Origin of the sequence: Pseudomonas sp. CDFA 610 (genome assembly GCF_021147865.1) — a bacterium.
Lineage (GTDB): Bacteria > Pseudomonadota > Gammaproteobacteria > Pseudomonadales > Pseudomonadaceae > Aquipseudomonas > Aquipseudomonas alliivorans.
In genome coordinates, this window is sequence record NZ_JAGTPM010000014.1 from 190,947 (window position 1) to 208,155 (window position 17,209).

Genomic DNA, 17,209 nt, shown 5'->3' on the forward strand with positions numbered 1-17,209 from the left:
CGCATGGATGAACTGATCGCCATCAGCTCGATGGAACATGCCGAGCTTGCAGAATTCATCGCGGGCATGGAGGCGCATGCCGGGATAACCATTCGTCTGTCGCGCTGGTCCACGTCCGAACTGATCGAGCGGGTGATCGACGGCACGGCGGGCGACTGGGACCTGCTGCTGGGCACCGCCGCCACGGCGCTTCTCGATCCTGCACTTACCTCGAGACTGAGTGTCCTTGATGGGCTCGATGTGTCGAGCCTGCCGCCGGACGCCGTCGATGCTGGCCGACGCTGGTTCAGCCCGTCAGGCTTCGTGCCCGCCTTCTGTTACGACCCGCATATCCTCGCCGCCAATGGCCTGGCGCCGCCGCGTTGCTGGGAAGCGCTGAGCACACCGGCCTGGTCGACACGCATCGCCCTGCCCGACCCGGCACGCTCCGGCGCAGGCTATCTGCACCTGGGCGCACTGCTGGAACATTATGGCGAACAGGCCTGGGAGCGGCTGGCGGACATCGCCCGCCTGCAACCTGCCATCAGCGGTTCCTCGACATCCCCCATAGAGGCGGTGCTCGAAGGTCGGGCGTGGGTGGGCGTCACGGTGTCCACCGCCGCCACACGCGCCGCGCTTTTGCATCCATCGCTGCACTGGTGCGTACCGGAAGATGCGCAACGTTATGAGTTCGAGGTATTCGGCTGCCGAAACGGTTCGCAGCATGCCGTCAAGGCCCGCCAGGCGCTTGGCTGGATGCTGTCGCCCGACGCCGCCGCCATCAGCCGGCGCTATGGCAAGGTCGTGGTCGCTGACTCATCGAGGGACACGCCGACAGCCCCTGGTCCCGAGCCGCTGGATGCCATCGCAGCCAGTCGCGCCAAGGCCGAACGCTGCGCACGCTGGCACGCACTCTTCGACACCGGGGCAACCCCATGAGCAGGATGGCGCAGCCTGATTCGACTCAACCTCTCGCGTCACCCCGGACTGAGAGGCGGCCTTGGTCGATCTACCTCATGTTCGGCCTGTTCGGGGCGCAGCAAGGCATGCTCGGCCCCTTGATGCCCTTTCTGCGCGCGGAATTCTCCCTCGACCTGCGCTGGACCGGCCTGCACTTCGCCGCCTACGCGCTGGGACTGGTGTTGATCGGAGTACCCTATCGCTGGCTTGAGCGCAGGCCTCCGGTCATCGGCACGGGGCGCATTGCGATAGGCTCGATCGTCGTGGCCAGCGGCTTCTTTGCCATGGCAGCAGGCCTGCCGATGACGCTACCAGGCAGTGTCGTACTGGGTTTTTCCGGAGGGCTGGTCATGGCGGTCGGACAGGCCATGCTCGGCAGGCGCTACGGCGAACAGGCCGCCGCGAAGCTGGTGGAGGCCCATATCGTGGCCGGGCTGTGTGTGCTGGGGGGCGCACTGCTGGTGGGCGCAGCGACTGCCGTCGGGCTGTCGTGGCGCGCGGCTCCGTTGCTGATCAGCGCGTGGGCGCTGCTGATGCTCTGCGTGCCTTCGGGTCTTCATCGAACAGAGGCTCGAACCACGTCTGCAACGGCGTCAACCGGCGCGCCCGCGGATGCGTTGCCTGCGCCGCGCCTGACACGCCTGAGTCTGTGGGCACTGGTGATTCTCGGCATCTCGGCCGAGTGGGGCGTGGGCTTCTGGGGGGCGGAGTACATGAAGACTCACGTTCAGACCAGCGCGTCGGTAGCCGCGACCCTGATGAGCCTTTATTTTGCCGGCACCGTCTGCGGACGTCTGGCCAGCAGTTTCGCACTGCGTCGCCTATCGCCCCTGTCGCTGCTGACCACCGTGATTTTCAGCGCTATCGCTACACTGCTGGTGCTGTCGATGATTCAGGGCCTGGCCGGAACGGCTGTTTTCACCTTCGTGCTGGGTGCATGCCTTGGGAACTTCTTCCCGCTGATTCTGGGCTCTGCGATGCGCGTCGCGCCCCACGCAAGCTCTGCGTTGAGCACCCAGGCATCCCAGGCGGTAGGCGTTGCGTTACTGCTGGCGCCGTTTCTGCTCGGGCTGTTGTCCGAACGAATCGGGGTCGAAGCCGCCTTCAGCCTGTTGATCATCTACCCGCTTCTCATGTTGCCGTGGGTGCCGGCGCTTCGTGGCGCCTGGGCTTTCGGCCGCACCACTGCCCTTTCAAAGGAGTAACACTCAATGGCCCTTCGCGCGCTGTTGTTCGACCTGGACGGAACCCTCATCGATACCGATGAACTGCACCTGAACGCCTACAACCAGTTGCTGGCACGCTGGGATCGGTCAATGGATATCAGCTATTACAAAGCCAATGTCATGGGGTTCCCGGACGACATGATTTTCGGCGGCCTGTTTCCCGATATGCCCGCCTCGAACTACGCAGCACTGGCGGCCGAGAAGGAAGCCATGTTTCGCGACCAGCTTGGCGAAACCATCCCGGTCTCCGGCGTGCTTCGCGTTCTCGACCATGCCGGGCAACTCGGGCTGAAAACCGCCGTGGTCACCAATGCGCCACGGGAGAACGCCATGGCCATGCTGACCGGGCTGGGCATTGTCGATCGTTTCGAAACCATTGTGATCGGCGGCGAACTGGCTCGCGGCAAACCGCATCCCATGCCCTACCTCACGGCCCTGGAATGGCTGGGTGTGAGAGCGGATGAAGCGATTGCCTTTGAAGATTCGCTGGCGGGCGTGCAATCGGCACACGCCGCAGGCATTCATACCTTCGGCATGCTCTCCGGGTTGCAGGAGCAGCAGCTTCGCGAGGCTGGCGCCCGCAGCGTGATCAAGGACTTCGAAGCCGACGTCCTTTGGCGGTTTCTGAAGTCCGCCGCGTGATAGTCCGTCCGCACTGAAGCTTTTTATCCGCCCGCGCACTAAACTGGCAGCCGCTTGCCCCAAACCGGGGCAGGCACTCTTATTGGTAAACCCGAGAGGCCGCTGTGTACAAAGGTGTCGTGCTGTCGGTTCTGGCTTCAGTGCTGTTCGGGGTCATGTATTTCTATACCTCACTGATGAAGCCGCTGGATGGCCAGGAAATCTTCGGCTGGCGGATGCTGCTGACCGTGCCCTGCGCCACGCTGTTCATGCTGCTCAGCGGCGACTGGAAGCTGGTGCGTGCACTCGCAGCCAGGCTGCGCCGACAACCGGCACTGTTTTTCGGGCTGTTGCTGTCGTCGGTGCTGCTGGGCGCACAACTGCTGATCTTCATGTGGGCACCGCTGCATGGTCGCAGCCTGGAAGTCTCGCTGGGCTATTTCCTGCTGCCGCTGAGCATGATTCTGACCGGCCGCGTCGTGTACGGCGAACACCTCTCCTACCTGCAAAAGATCGCGGCAGCCTTCGCGGCGATCGGCGTTGGCCACGAGCTGTGGCGACTGGGCAGTTTCTCGTGGGAAACATTGCTGGTGGCCGGGGGCTATCCGCTGTACTTCGTGCTGCGGCGCCGGCTCAAGACCGATAACCTGGGCGGGCTATGGTTCGACATGCTGTTCATGCTCCCCATTGGCCTGTGGTTCATCGCCAACGGGCATCCGCTGGCGATTCAGCAAACGCCCCTTCTCTATCTGTTGATTCCCGTACTGGGCATCATCAGTGCCTCGGCGCTGGTCAGCTACATCATCGCCAGTCGTCTGCTGCCATTCAGCCTGTTCGGGCTGCTCAGTTATGTCGAGCCGGTGCTGCTGGTGGGCGTCGCGCTGCTGCTGGGCGAAAGCATCAGCCGTGACGAAATGCTGACTTACATACCGATCTGGATAGCGGTGGGCGTGCTGATTCTGGAGGGTGCCAAACACATGCTGGCTCAGCGCCGTCGGGACGCAGCCTGAGCCTCAGTGTTCGGTGAAACGCTCCAGTTGCATCTCCTGGAGACGACTCAGCGTGCGGCGGAACGCGAAAGACAAGTAGCCTTCGGTGTACAACGCCTCCATCGCCACCTGCGCTTCGACATACAGCGGAATGCGTCGGTCGTAACACTCGTCGACCAGCGCGATGAAGCGCCGCACGCCGTCGTCGTGAGGGGACAACTGCGGCAATTCACGGTCCCCCGCTGCCACCTGCTCCACGCCATCCTCGGTGCCACGGGCGATTTTCGATTCGCGCTGCGCCGCGCTCAGGGACGGCACTTCGCTGATCAGGATCACTGAAAAACGATCGCACAGGGCAATGAAATCCATCGCCGCCAGCGGTTGCTCGCACAGGTCCCGATAACGGCACCACACGGCCGTGTCGGAATGCTGAACCACATTGATGCTGCGATAGCCAAGCATGACCTGGGAATCGTGGATCGGCTGCCCGGCGCTGAGCGCGTCGAAAATCCCCTGCAGGGCGCTGGGACGTCCGGCGTCGGCCACCCAGTAACGCTGGTGCAACTGGCCGGGATGCAGGCGATGGTCCTCGCCGCCATCGACCGCGACGACGTTCATGTACTTCTGGATGGCGACAATCGCGGGCATGAAGCGCTCACGGTTGTGACCGTGGCTGTACAGCTGCTCCGGCGGCTGGTTGGAGGTGCAGACCAGCACTACGCCTTCTTCGAACATGACCTGCAACAGCCCGCCGAGAATCACGGCATCGCCGATGTCGGTGACGAACAGCTCATCGAAGCACATCACCCGCACTTCACGCGCCAGTTCCCTGGCCACCACGGTCAGTGGATGCGGTGTACCCATCAGCTCGAACATGCGCTTGTGCACCCAGCGCATGAAGTGATGAAAATGCTGACGCCGGGCCGGAACACTCAGGCTTTCGAAGAAACGGTCCATCAGCCAGGTCTTGCCGCGTCCGACCGGCCCCCAGAGATAAACACCCTGAGCCCGACCACGCTGCCCGGTCAGCGCCAGGTAGCACGTCTGAAGCTGACGGGCCGCATGCAACTGCGCCTGATCAGGCTGAAAGCCACGCTGGACGGCACGTTCGTAAGCATCCAGAGGAGACACGGCATCCATCAATCACACACCTTCGGCAACAGGAAAGACACTCAGCATATACAGGTTCAGGCGTGCTGCACGCCCGCACGCTTGAGCAGCCGTTTGCAGCGCTCGGACAGATGCACCACACGCAGGTGCTTGCCTGCCTTGGCGTAACGCTCGCGCAAGGTCTTGAGCGCAGCAATGGCCGAATAGTCGACGAAGCTCAGGTGACGGCAGTCCAGCGTGACCTGCGCCGGGTCTTCGGCAGGGTTGAACTGGTCGAGAAACGGCGTGGTCGAGGCGAAGAACAGCGTGCCGTGCAGGTGGTAGATCTTGCTGCCATCGGCTTCGACATGGCTATCGGCGTACAGCTCACGGGCCTGCTGCCAGGCAAAGTTGATCGCTGCGATGACAATGCCGAACAGCACCGCCGTCGCCAGATCGGTGAACACCGTCACGACCGTCACGGCAATGATCGCCAGTACGTCGTTCACCGGAACCTTGCGCAGCACCCGCAGCGAGGCCCAGGCAAACGTCTGCTGGGCGACCACGAACATCACCCCGACCAGCGCCGCCAGTGGAATGCGCTCGATCAGCGGCGACAGGAACAGCACAAACATCAGAATCATCATGCCCGCGACAATCCCGGACACCCTGCCGCGCCCGCCGGAGCTGAGATTAATGACGGTCTGTCCGATCATCGCGCAGCCGCCCATGCCGCCAAATGCGCCAGACACCATGTTCGCCGCGCCCAGTGCCACGCATTCGCGGTCCGGATAGCCGCGGGTCTCGGTGATCTCGTCCGTCAGGTTGAGGGTCAGCAGGGTTTCCAGCAGGCCGACCAGCGCCATCAGTACGGCGTAAGGCGCGATGATGCGCAGGGTTTCCAGCGTCCACGGAATGTCCGGCAGGTTGAACATCGGCAGACCACCCGCGATGTGGGCCATGTCGCCCAGGGTCCGGGTTGGCAGGTCGAGGAAATACACGGCCAGGCCGACGCCGAGAATCGCGACCAGAGCAGGCGGCACGGCGCGGGTCACACGCGGCAGTACATAGACCACGGCCATGGTCAGCGCGACCAGCCCCAGCATCACGTAAAGCGGCGTTCCGCTCAGCCAGGCCTCGCCGACCTTGAAGTGTTCCAGCTGGGCCATGGCAATGACAATCGCCAGGCCGTTGACGAAGCCGAGCATCACCGGATAAGGCACCAGCCGCACCAGTTTGCCGAGGCGCAGCACCCCGAACAGGATCATCAACAGACCGCCCAGCAACACGGTCGCCAACAGGTACTGCACGCCCTGCTGCACCACCAGCGCCACGATGACCACAGCCATCGACCCGGCAGCACCCGAGACCATCCCCGGTCGCCCGCCGAACAGCGCGGTCAGCGTGCAAATGATGAACGCGCCATACAGGCCCATCAGCGGGTTGAGGTGCGCCACCAGCGCAAAGGCGATGCATTCGGGCACCAGCGCAAAGGATGTGGTGAGCCCTGCCAGAACTTCGGCGCGTAGACGGATTGTTTTCATGACTGACCTGAACGACGTCTGCGGAGCAGCCCGCAGCGGTGCGAAAAAGGGGGCATGTTACGCAAACACGTCCTCATCGGCCACTGCTGCAAGGGTTCAGCCTGACGATTCAAGCTCGCCCGCGTCAGACGATGTCGAGATCCAGCAGCGCTGCGCCCAGGGCCTTGCCATGCGCGTCCAGCGCCAGCGACCGGGTCACTCCGCCTCGCAGCACACCGGGGATCACGAAGTTCAGTGCGTGCACGTTGGGCAGCTCGTAGCGCCGAATCGGCCCGGCTTGCGGGTCGAGTAACTGCGAGAAATACGCTGTCACCCGATCAACGGTCAGTGCCTGACACAACCTTGCGTAGTCTTCGCCACGGTAAGCGATCACCGAGATGTTCGATGTATCGCCCTTGTCGCCGGTCCGCGAATGGGCCAGCTCTCGAAGCTTCACGCCACCGCTCATACCGAATCCTCCAGATGAACCATCGGATTGACCGCCTCACGCGGCAGAAACAGCGAAGCGACCGCCACCACCTGACGCACCGCCTTGGTCGCCCCGCCACCGCCGTAAGGTCCGTTGGTGTAGAGCGTCTCGACTTCATTGCCGACCCGAACGGCCTCGCTGCGCTCGACACAGCGTGCGGCAATGCGCAGGCGCACCTCCCAGGGCTCAGCGTTGGCGCGCGAACCCAGTTCGCTGCCATGCAAGGCATCGACGCCGATCAATTCGGCACGCAGGTCTTCGACCCTCACGCCCATCAGCTTCAAACGCTCCAGAACGACATCACGTGCCAGTTGCGCACGCGCCAGCGCACCAGGCCCACCGTAGGACATCTGCCCTTCGCCGATCCAGCCATCCAGATAGCCGACCGACACCTTGAGAGTCCCGGGCCGCTGACGTCCATCCGCACCGACAACCCGCACCCGGTTCTCGGCTTCTGTCCGGAAGCTGACCCCGGAAAAATCGGCGCTCACGTCGGGTGTCAGGTAAGCCGCAGGGTCATGCACCTCATAGATCAGCTGTTCGGTGCAGGTGGCGGTATCGATCCGCCCGCCCGAGCCTGCCACCTTGGTGATGATCGCCTGACCTGATGCATCGACTTCAGCCAGCGGAAAACCCAGTCGGGCCAGATCCGGCACGTCCTTGAAACCCGGATCGGCAAAATACCCCCCGCTGATCTGGCCCGCACATTCGAGCAAGTGACCGACCAGCGTCCCGCGTCCCAGCAAACTCCAGTCATCGACGGACCAACCGAATTCGAACACCTGTGGCGCCAGAAACAGTGATGGATCGGCCACACGACCCGTGATCACCACGTCGGCATCGGCCTGGAGCGCCTGCACGATGCCTTCGCATCCCAGATAAGCGTTGGCCGAAATCAGCCGGTCACCCAGCGAAGCCAGCGTCATACCGTTGTCCAGCAGCCTGGAAGCGTCGGTCTGCAATGCAGCGAGCACGTCATCGCCGGTCAATGCCGCAACCTTGAGCCCGGACAGTCCCAGCCCGGCCGCGATGCGCTTCACTTCCCGCGCCGCCGCCAGCGGGTTGGCCGCCCCCATATTGGTGATCACCCGCAACCTGCGCGAACCGTCCGCCCTGCGCCCCACGAACGGCAGCACCCGGCGCATGCGCTCGCTCAATAGCGGATCGTAGCCGGCGTAGGGGTCGCTCAACCGGGCCTGCTGCGCCAGCGCGATGGTGCGCTCGGCCAGGCATTCAAAAATCAGGTAATCCAGCTCGCCGTGTTCGGCCAGTTCGACGGCAGGCTCTATGCGGTCGCCGGAATAACCGGCACCGGAGCCGATGCGCAGGGTTTTCATTCAGAACACTCCCAGGAGCATGGCAGTCAGGGTCATCAGGACCGAGGCTGCGAACAGGAAAGGGATGGTGAAGCGCTGGTGGTCGGCCAACTCGATCTTGCACAGCCCCACCAGGAGGAAGGTCGCGGGCGTCAGCGGACTGACCGGAAAACCGGTGGTGTGCACACCCAGCAGTGAAGCCTGAGCCACTTGCAACGGCTCGACGCCCAAGGCCTTGCCGACCTCGGCAATCACCGGCATCACGCCGAAATAGAATGAATCCGGGTCGAACAGCAGGCTCAGAGGCATCGAAATGAACCCCACCACCATCGGGATCAATTTGCCGTGCCCGGCTGGAATCTGGTGCACAGCCACTTCGGCCATTGCCTTCAGCATGCCGGTGCCTTGCATGATGCCGGTGAACACCCCGGCCGCCAGCAGGATGCTGGCCATGGTCAGCGCGGTTTTGGCGTGGGCATCAATGCGGGTGCGCTGAGCATCGACGTCAGGGTAATTGAGGCACAGCGCAACCACCGTGCCGAGCATGAACATCACCACCGGATCGACGACACCGGAGATCATCACGCCCATCACCGCAATGGTCAGCAGCAGGTTCACCCAGAACAGACGCGGCCGACGCAGCAGCTCTTCCTGTTCGGTCAGCACCCGCTTGGGCACCACATCCACCTGCGCTCCGGCGCCAAGGCCCAGACGCCGCTCTTCACGACGACCCAGAAACCAGGCGCAGGCGAACACAAAGGCGAGACCGACAATCTGCACCGGAATCAGCGGCTGAAACAGGTCCGCCACCGGCACGTGCAAGGCGGCAGATGAGCGCAGCACCGGCCCGGTCCAGGGCAGAAAGTTGACCCCCGCCGCCATGGCCGTGACGCAGGCCAGAATGCGCTTGTCCATGCCCAGCCGCGTGTACAGCGGCAGCATGGCCGGAATGGTCACCAGAAAGGTCACCGCCCCCGAACCGTCCAGGTGCACCAGCAACGCCAGCAGGGCCGTACCCATGACGATTCGGGTGGGGCGCGTACCGACTGCCTTTAGAATCCGGTCGATGATCGGGTCGAGCATGCCTGCATCCGTCATCACCCCGAAGAACAGGATGGCGAACACGAACATGCCCACCACCGGGGCGACGTTCTTGATGCCTGTGATGATGAAGGCGCTGGTCTGCAGACCAAAGCCGCCGATCAGGGCCGCGATGATGGGCAACGCAATAAGGGCAACGAGAGGCGAGAGACGCTTGCTCATGACAGCCGTGAGCAGGCAGAGAATGGTAATGACACCGAGGATGGCGAGCATGGAGGCTTTCCCTTTCATCCCTGACCAGCATGTGGCGGGACGCACTGTTGTTGTTTTCAACGAGTATCGAAACGAGGTTATGCTTTGTAAATTGAAATGTTCGGCACCTCTCATTCCAAAAAACAGAACATTGATCACGAGTCTTGCCAGCGCATGAAGAATTCGATCCAGCACATCCGGGCGTTCCTGGCCGTCGCTCACAGCGGGAGTTTTACCAAGGCTGCGGTGGAGCTGAACCTCTCGCCGTCTGCGCTGACCGTCCAGATCCAGCAACTGGAAGAGTGGCTGGGCGTCGCGCTGCTGGAACGCAGCCCACGCCACGTCAGCTTGACGGCGGCAGGCCAGAACAATCTGCAGCCCATGGAAAAGCTGCTGCTGGATCTGGACAACATCGTCAGTGGTTCGCGGGACCTTGCGGCATTGCGCCGGGGTGTGGTGACCCTCGCCGCCCTGCCCTCGATGTGCTCCAGCACGCTGCCGATCATCCTGCGCGAATTCCGCACCCGGTTTCCCGGCATTGAAGTACGCCTGCGCGATGTAGTGGCGCAACGCATCGACGCGCTGGTGCGTGAAGGCGAGGTGGATTTCGGACTCGGCGTTCGCGCCCGGATGAGCCACGGACTGGAGTTCGAAAGCCTGATGCAGGACCGGCTGCGGCTGTTCGTGCCCGGCACTCATCCGCTGGCCACACGAACGTCAGTCAGCCTGGCCGATCTGGCGGGTCAGCCGATTATTCTGACCGGACGCGACAGCAGCGTGCGCGAGCGGGTCGAGCAACTCTTCGCCGACGAAGGACTTGCTCTGGTGCCCGGCCTCGAGGCCAACTACATGTCAACCGTTCTGGCGCTGGTGCGTCAGGGGCTGGGTATGACGCTGCTGCCGGAGTCGGCCGACGAGGGCCGCTCCGACACCGTTCAGGTGCCCGTCGATCACCACGGCGTCAGCCGTGAAATCGGCCTGATCACCCGCACCGGCCAGACCCTGAGCCCTGCGGCGAATCGGTTCGTGGAGATGATGAGAGAGGTGTTGAGTCGCGATGCCTGTTGAATCACGTCTCGGCAAACACAACATTGCGGGAGGAAGATCCCCAGTACTGCGCAGACAACAGACTTACCCCCTAAAAACAAGGAATGCTTTCATGCAATGGAATCAAAAGCGGTCATTGCAGGCCCTGCTGCTGACCAGCCTCACGCTGACCTCTTCGCTCGCGCTTGCCGAGGCGCAGAACCCGAAACAGGACGACTTCGTGCGGGAAGCAGCCAGCAGGGTCATGCAGGAAAACGGCATCGCGGGCCTGTCGATTGCCATCACCCACAACGGCACACAACAGTTCTACACCTACGGCAAGGCGTCGAAAGACAGTGCTCAAACCGTCACCCCGGACACGCTGTTCGAACTGGGCTCGATCAGCAAGACCTTCACCGCCACCCTTGCCACCTGGGCGCAGGCAAACGGGCAGTTGTCGCTGACCGAGCGCATCGACACCTACGTGCCGCAATTGCGTGACACACGCTTGGGCAAGGTGCCGGTTTTCCACCTGGGTACGCATACTGCGGGCGGCTTCCCGCTGCAGTTTCCCGACAAGGTCCAGACCACCGAACAGATGATGGCGTATTTCAAGGCCTGGCAACCCGAGTACTTGCCCGGTACCCATCGCACCTACGCCAACCCCAGCGTCGGTTTGCTGGGCCTGGTCGCGGCGCGCAGCATGCAATTGCCCTTCAAGAGCGCCATGCAGCAAGGCCTGTTTCCGGCACTGGGCCTGAAGAACACCTACCTCACCGTGCCCGACGAACAACAGTCACTCTATGCACAGGGCTATAACAAACTCGACGAACCTGTCAGGGTCAACCCCGGCGTGCTGGCATCCGAGGCTTACGGCGTGAAATCCAGCAGCCGGGACATGCTCCGTTTTGTCGAGGCCAACCTGGGGCTGGGTCAGTACGACGCGCGCCTGCAACGCGCCCTCAAGGACACCCGAACCGGTTATTTCAACGTGGGCGCGATGACCCAGGGCCTGATCTGGGAGCAATACCCGATGCCGGTGAAGCTCGACACCCTGCTCGAAGGTAACGCGAGCACGATGGTGCTCAATACTCAAAAAGTCGAGCCGATCACCCCGGCCCGCGCGGCGCAATCGAACACCTGGGTCAACAAGACCGGCTCCACCAATGGCTTTGGCGGCTACGTTGCCTTCATCCCCGAGCAGCAACTGGGCATCGTGATTCTGGCCAACAGAAACTACCCGAACGAGGAACGGGTGAAACTGGCGTACCGGATTCTGAATCAGGTGCAGTGCTTCGACTGCAAACCCTAGGCTTCAGAAGTCTGCTCGCCAGTCGCAAAGTCGACCGGTACACGCCACAGATACCACGCCGCGACGGTTCGAAATGGCGCGAACCGTTCGGCGAGAGCGGCCATGGCCTTCGGAGTGGGTTTGCCTTCCAGGCCGTACAGCCGCCGATAACCTTCGCACACCCCGAAGTCACTCGCAGGCATCACGTCCAGCTTGCCCAGACCGTAGATGAGCATCATCTCGACCGTCCAGCGACCGACGCCCGGCAACCGAGTGAGACGAGCGATCAGTTCGTCGTCGCTCAGGGTCAGGGCCTCGGCCACGTCCGGCACCAGACCGCTGGCTCTGGCAGCAGCAATCGCCTTGATCGCCCGGCACTTGGACGCCGAGAACCCGCAGCCTCGCAACGCCTGATCGTCCAGGCTGGCCAACGCCTGCGGGTCGGGAAAGCATGAATCCGGAAACAGGGCACGCAGGCGCATCACCATCGCGTCGCCCGCCCTGGCGTGCAATTGCTGATACGCGACGCCTTTGACCAACGCCTGGAACGGGTCCTGCGCAGCGGTCACCGGGTGCAGACACGGCCCGACGTGCTCGATCAATGATCGCCAGCGTCCATCGACTGCCTTGAGCACTTTAATAGCCTGCCCATGAGCAGTGGGCGTTTGCGGTTCTGCTGACATTCCGATCATCCATAAAAAGCGCAATTCGAGACGCCCCCACTGTGCCGCAGCGCCCAAGGACTCTGCAAACGCGGGGTGATTTTCAAGTTCCCTCGCAATGCTGCAAAAACCTGAACCTGGCCTGAACGACATCGTGAAAACGACTTTCAGACAAAAAACAACTTCCGCCATTCAAGAATGAGTATCATTATGTTACGCATTGTGTCCGGCCCGTCTCGCCTGCCGAGACCTGTCAAAACACGTGCGCCTTCAGTCTCAACCCGGTGAACTATGCTCGTTCCGTTTTTGATCATGCTGCGCGAAGGCATCGAAGCCGCGCTCATTGTTGGCATCATCGCCAGTTACCTGAAACAGACCGGCCGTGGCGAGTGGATGCCCGCCGTCTGGATCGGTGTATTCCTGGCAATCGCACTGTCGCTGTTCGTCGGCGGTGGCCTGGAGTTGATGAGCGCCGAGTTTCCGCAGAAGCAGCAGGAATTGTTCGAAGGCATCGTAGGCCTGATTGCAGTGGGTATTCTGAGTTCGATGGTGTTCTGGATGCGCAAGGTGGCGCGTTCGATCAAGCACGCGCTGCATGAATCGCTGGACGCCGCCCTCACCGGCTCGAAAAACCAGACCTACGCGCTGATCGCCATGGTGTTCTTTGCCGTGGCCCGTGAAGGTCTGGAAACCGTCTTTTTCCTGCTCGCCGTGTTTCAGCAGAGCGAAGGCACCCAGGCTCCCTTGGGTGCCCTGCTCGGCCTGCTGTTGGCAGTCGGCTTTGGTGTGGCGATCTACAGCGGCAGCATGCGCCTGAACCTGAGCCTGTTTTTCCGCTGGACCGGCCTGTTCATTCTGATCGTGGCGGCCGGAATCCTGGCCAACTCGGTGCAGGCCCTGCATGAAGCAGGTGTCTGGAACCACTTGCAGGACGTGGTCTTCGACATCAGCGCCTGGCTGCCGATGGACGGTCCGACCGGCTCGGTGCTGGCCGGCATGTTCGGTTATCAGGATGCACCGACGGTCAGCACCCTGAGCGTCTACCTCATTTACCTGATCGGGGCGCTGGTGCTGTTTTTCCTGCCGCACGCCCCGTCAGTCCGCACACCGTTGCAGCAACATCCATCTTCCGTGACGAACGAATAAGGGCACCCATGTCGAACCGTCCCTCAGGGCCTTCAGAGAAAGCCCGGCCTCCCCGCGTCCTGCGATTGGCAGTCGCCGGCTCCGTGATCCTGATGATCGCCGCAGGCGGGCTGTTCTACTACGCCTCGCAAGTGGCCGCCAAGAAGCGCGCCGCCAATGCCGGCACTGAAACCGTGGTCAACATTCACGCTCACAACTGCGAGCCGAATGCTCTCACCGTGGCGGCAGGCCAGAACGCTTTTCGCATCGTCAATCGTTCCGAACGGGCGGTCGAATGGGAAATCCTGGATGGCGTACTGGTGGTCGAGGAGCGGGAAAACATTGCGCCCGGCCTGAGCCAGGTCATCAATGCCAACCTGGCGCCCGGCGATTACGCGATCACCTGCGGCCTGCTGAGCAACCCGCGCGGCACGCTGCACGTAACGCCTACCGCCGAGTCCGACGCGAAAGCCAAGGCGCGTCCGTCGATGACTGCCTTCATCGGCCCGCTGTCCGAATACCGCGTTTACCTGAGCCTGCAGGGTTCAGCGCTGATCAAGGCCGTCACCGCCCTGCAACAAGCCATTGACGCAGGCGATCTGAGCGCAGCGCAAGCCGCCTACCTGCCCGCACGCGCCGCCTATCAGCGCATCGCGCCCGCCGCGCAGCGTCTGGCCGAGCTGGACAACGCCATCAACGCCCGTGCCGATTATTACGAAAAGCGCGAGCAGGACCCGGGTTTCAGTGGTTTTCACCGCATCGAATACGCCCTGTTCGAGCAGCACAGTGTCGATGGCCTGAGCCCGGTGGCGCAGCGTCTGCAGACTGACGTCACCCAACTCAAGCAACAATTGCTGGCCCAGTCGCTGGCTCCGGAGCAACTCGCCGCCATTGTCACGCGCAACATGCGCAGCCTGGCCGATTTGCGCAGCAACGGTGAAGAAGAACGCTACAGCCACAGCGACCTGAATGGCTTCGCCGCCAATCTGGAAGGGACGCGCAAGGTGGTTGATCTGCTGCGCCCATTGCTGAGCAAAAGCGCAGGCGATCAGTTGCAGACCATTGATGCGGCCATGGCTGATCTGGACACCACGCTGGACGCCTTGAAGACCGATGACGGCTACCTCCTTTATGACCAGGTCGATGCAGGACAACGCAAGCAGATCGCGACCAAAGCTGCGGCACTCGCCGACGCGCTGAACACCATCGACCCGGCGCTCGGCCTGTCCGGGCTCTGAACCGAACCGATTCCGTCCATCAGGAGCACAGCACAGTCTCATGAAAACTCCCGACGCCAACAATGCCCCTGCCTCGATTCAGCGCCGTCGCGTCCTGATGGGCCTCGGCGCTGCCGGGGCCGCACTGGCCGGCAGCAGCCTGAGCGGCAAAGTACTGGCCGCTGCACCCGCGCAAGTCACCGAAGCGCCGAACAGCGACAAGACCGAGGACCGCAACGCGTTCCATGGCCTTCACCAGACCGGCATCGTCAACCCGCGCCCCGCTGCGGGTATGTTCGTGGCCTTCGACGTGCTGGCCGCGGATCGTGACGACCTCGAGCGCCTGTTCCGCACCTTGAACGAGCGCATTGCGTTCCTGATGACTGGCGGCCCGGTGCCGGACGTCGATCCTAAACTGCCACCGCTGGATTCCGGCATCCTGGGACCGGTCGTCACGCCCGACAACCTGACCATCACCGTGTCAGTGGGCGAATCGCTGTTCGATGAGCGCTTTGGCCTGACCGAAGTCAAGCCCATCCGCCTGAGCCGCATGGTCGGTTTTCCCAATGATGCGCTGGAACCTTCTAGTTGCCATGGCGACCTGAGCATCCAGTTCTGCGCCAACACCGCCGACAGCAACATCCACGCCCTGCGCGACATCGTCAAGAACCTGCCTGACCTGTTGCTGGTGCGCTGGAAACAGGAAGGCACCGTGCCGCCTCAGGCACCGAAGAAACCCGGTCAGCCGCCCGAGAGCGCCCGTAACTTTCTGGGTTTCAGGGACGGTTCGGCCAACCCGGATTCCAACAACCAGAAGACCATGAACGAGCTGGTCTGGGTGCAGCCGGGCAGTGACGAACCGGCCTGGGCAGCCAACGGCAGTTATCAGGCCGTGCGCATCATCCGCAATTTCGTCGAGCGCTGGGACCGGACACCCTTGCAGGAACAGGAATCGATCTTCGGCCGCACCAAAAGCACCGGCGCCCCCATGGACGGCAAGGTCGAAACCGATGTGCCCAATTATGCCGCCGACCCGGAAGGCAAGAAGACCCGCCTGGATTCACACATTCGCCTGGCCAACCCGCGTACTGCAGAGACCCAGCGCAACCTGATCCTGCGTCGCCCGTTCAACTACTCCAACGGCGTGAACAAGAATGGTCAGCTGGACATGGGCCTGCTGTTCATCTGCTATCAGGCGGATCTGGAAAAAGGCTTCATCACCGTGCAGAACCGCCTCAATGGCGAGCCGCTGGAGGAATACCTCAAGCCGGTCGGTGGCGGCTACTTCTTCACCCTGCCGGGCGTGACCGGCGACCAAGACTTCATCGGACGCTCATTACTGGCGGCCGTATCGAAAACCCAAACTGCATGACCTTCAACCTCCTCACCCGGAAGAGCACCATGAAAAAGACGCCTCTGGCTTTGCTGCTGACCCTTGGCCTGCTCCAGACTCCGCTGGCCGCCTTCGCTGCCACGGCGCCGCTGGATCTGGTCGGCCCGGTTTCGGACTACAAGATCTACGTCACCGAGAACATCGGCGAACTGGTCAGCCACACGCAGAAATTCACCGATGCGGTCAAGAAAGGCGACCTGGCAACCGCCAGGAAGCTGTACGCACCGACCCGTGTGTTCTATGAATCCGTGGAGCCGATTGCCGAGTTGTTCAGTGATCTGGACGCCTCTATCGACTCACGCGTCGACGACCACGAGCAAGGCGTGACGGCTGAAGACTTCACCGGTTTCCATCGCCTGGAATACGCGCTGTTCTCGCAGAACACCACCAAGGACCAGGGCCCTATCGCCGACAAGTTGATGAGCGACGTCAAGGACCTGGAAAAGCGCGTGGCCGACCTGACCTTCCCGCCTGAAAAAGTGGTCGGTGGCGCAGCCGCGCTGCTGGAGGAAGTGGCAGCGACGAAGATTTCCGGCGAAGAAGACCGTTACAGCCACACCGACCTGTACGACTTCCAGGGCAACATCGACGGTGCGAAGAAGATCGTCGACCTGTTCCGCCCGCAGATCGAGCAGCAGGACAAGGCGTTCGCGGGCAAGGTCGACAAGAATTTCGCCACCGTGGAAAAGATCCTGGCCAAATACAAGACCAAGGAAGGGGGCTTTGAAACCTACGACAAGGTCAAGGAAAACGACCGCAAGGCCTTGGTCGGCCCGGTCAACACCCTGGCCGAAGACCTCTCGACCCTGCGCGGGAAACTGGGGCTGAACTGACATTCAGCGGCGTGCGTAGAGCTTCCCGAGCGGCATTACCACGCGGCGCTCAGCGCTCTACGCAAATCCTGCTGCAACCATCAGACTGTGGGAGGCGGCTTGCCGGCGAGGCTTTTTCTGAAGCGACACATCAGCGACTGAACGGACCCCAACGCCGGCGAGCCGCCACCCACCCG

The 17,209-nt window shown here is 62.4% G+C and carries 16 protein-coding genes; 10 read left to right on the forward strand and 6 right to left on the reverse strand.

The genetic code is table 11. From position 1 onward, the window contains the following. Window positions 1-3 precede the first annotated feature (3 nt). The 4 genes from KDX39_RS24500 (at window position 4) to rarD (ending at window position 3,796) form a co-directional block, all read left to right on the forward strand. A complete protein-coding gene (locus KDX39_RS24500) occupies window positions 4-918 on the forward strand; it encodes an ABC transporter substrate-binding protein (RefSeq protein WP_231662128.1) in 915 nt (304 codons plus the stop codon). Window positions 919-995: 77 nt separating this feature from the next. After that, complete coding sequence (locus tag KDX39_RS24505) at window positions 996-2,144, forward strand: MFS transporter (RefSeq protein WP_231662129.1); 1,149 nt, start codon at window positions 996-998, stop codon at window positions 2,142-2,144. A 6-nt stretch (window positions 2,145-2,150) separates the two neighbouring features. After that, window positions 2,151-2,807 carry an HAD family hydrolase gene (locus KDX39_RS24510; RefSeq protein WP_231662130.1) on the forward strand — a complete coding sequence of 219 codons (657 nt, stop codon included), beginning with the start codon at window positions 2,151-2,153 and terminating at the stop codon, window positions 2,805-2,807. 104 nt (window positions 2,808-2,911) lie between these two features. Next, complete coding sequence (gene rarD / locus KDX39_RS24515) at window positions 2,912-3,796, forward strand: EamA family transporter RarD (RefSeq protein ID WP_231662131.1); 885 nt, start codon at window positions 2,912-2,914, stop codon at window positions 3,794-3,796. 3 nt (window positions 3,797-3,799) lie between these two features. Here rarD and zapE read toward each other — a convergent pair whose 3' ends face one another. The 5 genes from zapE to KDX39_RS24540 all read right to left on the reverse strand — a co-directional run bounded on the left by zapE (window position 3,800) and on the right by KDX39_RS24540 (window position 9,507). Next, window positions 3,800-4,915 (reverse strand): cell division protein ZapE, encoded by a 1,116-nt coding sequence (zapE, locus tag KDX39_RS24520; protein WP_231662132.1) that lies wholly within the window; start codon window positions 4,913-4,915, stop codon window positions 3,800-3,802. A gap of 47 nt (window positions 4,916-4,962) precedes the next feature. Then, window positions 4,963-6,408 (reverse strand): SulP family inorganic anion transporter, encoded by a 1,446-nt coding sequence (locus tag KDX39_RS24525; RefSeq protein ID WP_210040940.1) that lies wholly within the window; start codon window positions 6,406-6,408, stop codon window positions 4,963-4,965. Window positions 6,409-6,532: 124 nt separating this feature from the next. Next, on the reverse strand, window positions 6,533-6,856 hold the full coding sequence (locus KDX39_RS24530; protein WP_210040938.1) for an AtuA-related protein: 324 nt from the start codon (window positions 6,854-6,856) through the stop codon (window positions 6,533-6,535). Continuing rightward, the gene (locus tag KDX39_RS24535; RefSeq protein WP_231662133.1) at window positions 6,853-8,214 is read right to left on the reverse strand and encodes an acyclic terpene utilization AtuA family protein; all 1,362 of its coding nucleotides are present in this window, start codon (window positions 8,212-8,214) and stop codon (window positions 6,853-6,855) included. Before KDX39_RS24535 ends, KDX39_RS24530 begins: the two co-directional genes overlap by 4 nt. After that, window positions 8,215-9,507: a CitMHS family transporter gene (locus tag KDX39_RS24540; RefSeq protein WP_184319761.1), complete on the reverse strand. Its 1,293-nt coding sequence runs from the start codon at window positions 9,505-9,507 to the stop codon at window positions 8,215-8,217. It lies immediately after the preceding gene. 153 nt (window positions 9,508-9,660) lie between these two features. Between KDX39_RS24540 and KDX39_RS24545 the strand changes: the two genes are divergently transcribed. Then, complete coding sequence (locus KDX39_RS24545) at window positions 9,661-10,554, forward strand: LysR family transcriptional regulator (protein ID WP_231662134.1); 894 nt, start codon at window positions 9,661-9,663, stop codon at window positions 10,552-10,554. Window positions 10,555-10,645: 91 nt separating this feature from the next. Then, window positions 10,646-11,824 (forward strand): class C beta-lactamase, encoded by a 1,179-nt coding sequence (gene ampC, locus KDX39_RS24550; RefSeq protein ID WP_231662135.1) that lies wholly within the window; start codon window positions 10,646-10,648, stop codon window positions 11,822-11,824. Here the strand turns inward: ampC and KDX39_RS24555 are convergent. After that, window positions 11,821-12,486: a DNA-3-methyladenine glycosylase family protein gene (locus KDX39_RS24555; RefSeq protein WP_231662136.1), complete on the reverse strand. Its 666-nt coding sequence runs from the start codon at window positions 12,484-12,486 to the stop codon at window positions 11,821-11,823. The two genes, ampC and KDX39_RS24555, sit on opposite strands and share 4 nt — an antisense overlap. 270 nt (window positions 12,487-12,756) lie before the next feature. Here KDX39_RS24555 and efeU point away from each other — a divergent pair, with 270 nt between their 5' ends. From efeU to efeO (KDX39_RS24575), 4 genes are read left to right on the forward strand one after another with little or no spacing between them, the layout of a single operon-like run. Further along, a complete protein-coding gene (gene efeU, locus KDX39_RS24560; RefSeq protein ID WP_099228348.1) occupies window positions 12,757-13,611 on the forward strand; it encodes an iron uptake transporter permease EfeU in 855 nt (284 codons plus the stop codon). Window positions 13,612-13,619: 8 nt separating this feature from the next. Then, window positions 13,620-14,828, forward strand: a complete 1,209-nt coding sequence (gene efeO, locus KDX39_RS24565; protein ID WP_231662137.1) for an iron uptake system protein EfeO — start codon at window positions 13,620-13,622, stop codon at window positions 14,826-14,828. Between the two features lie 40 nt (window positions 14,829-14,868). Next, entirely contained in the window at window positions 14,869-16,179 is a 1,311-nt protein-coding gene (efeB, locus tag KDX39_RS24570; RefSeq protein ID WP_231662138.1) for an iron uptake transporter deferrochelatase/peroxidase subunit, read from the forward strand. 29 nt (window positions 16,180-16,208) lie between these two features. Then, the gene (gene efeO, locus KDX39_RS24575) at window positions 16,209-17,033 is read left to right on the forward strand and encodes an iron uptake system protein EfeO (protein WP_231662139.1); all 825 of its coding nucleotides are present in this window, start codon (window positions 16,209-16,211) and stop codon (window positions 17,031-17,033) included. The last annotated feature ends 176 nt before the right edge of the window (window positions 17,034-17,209 follow it).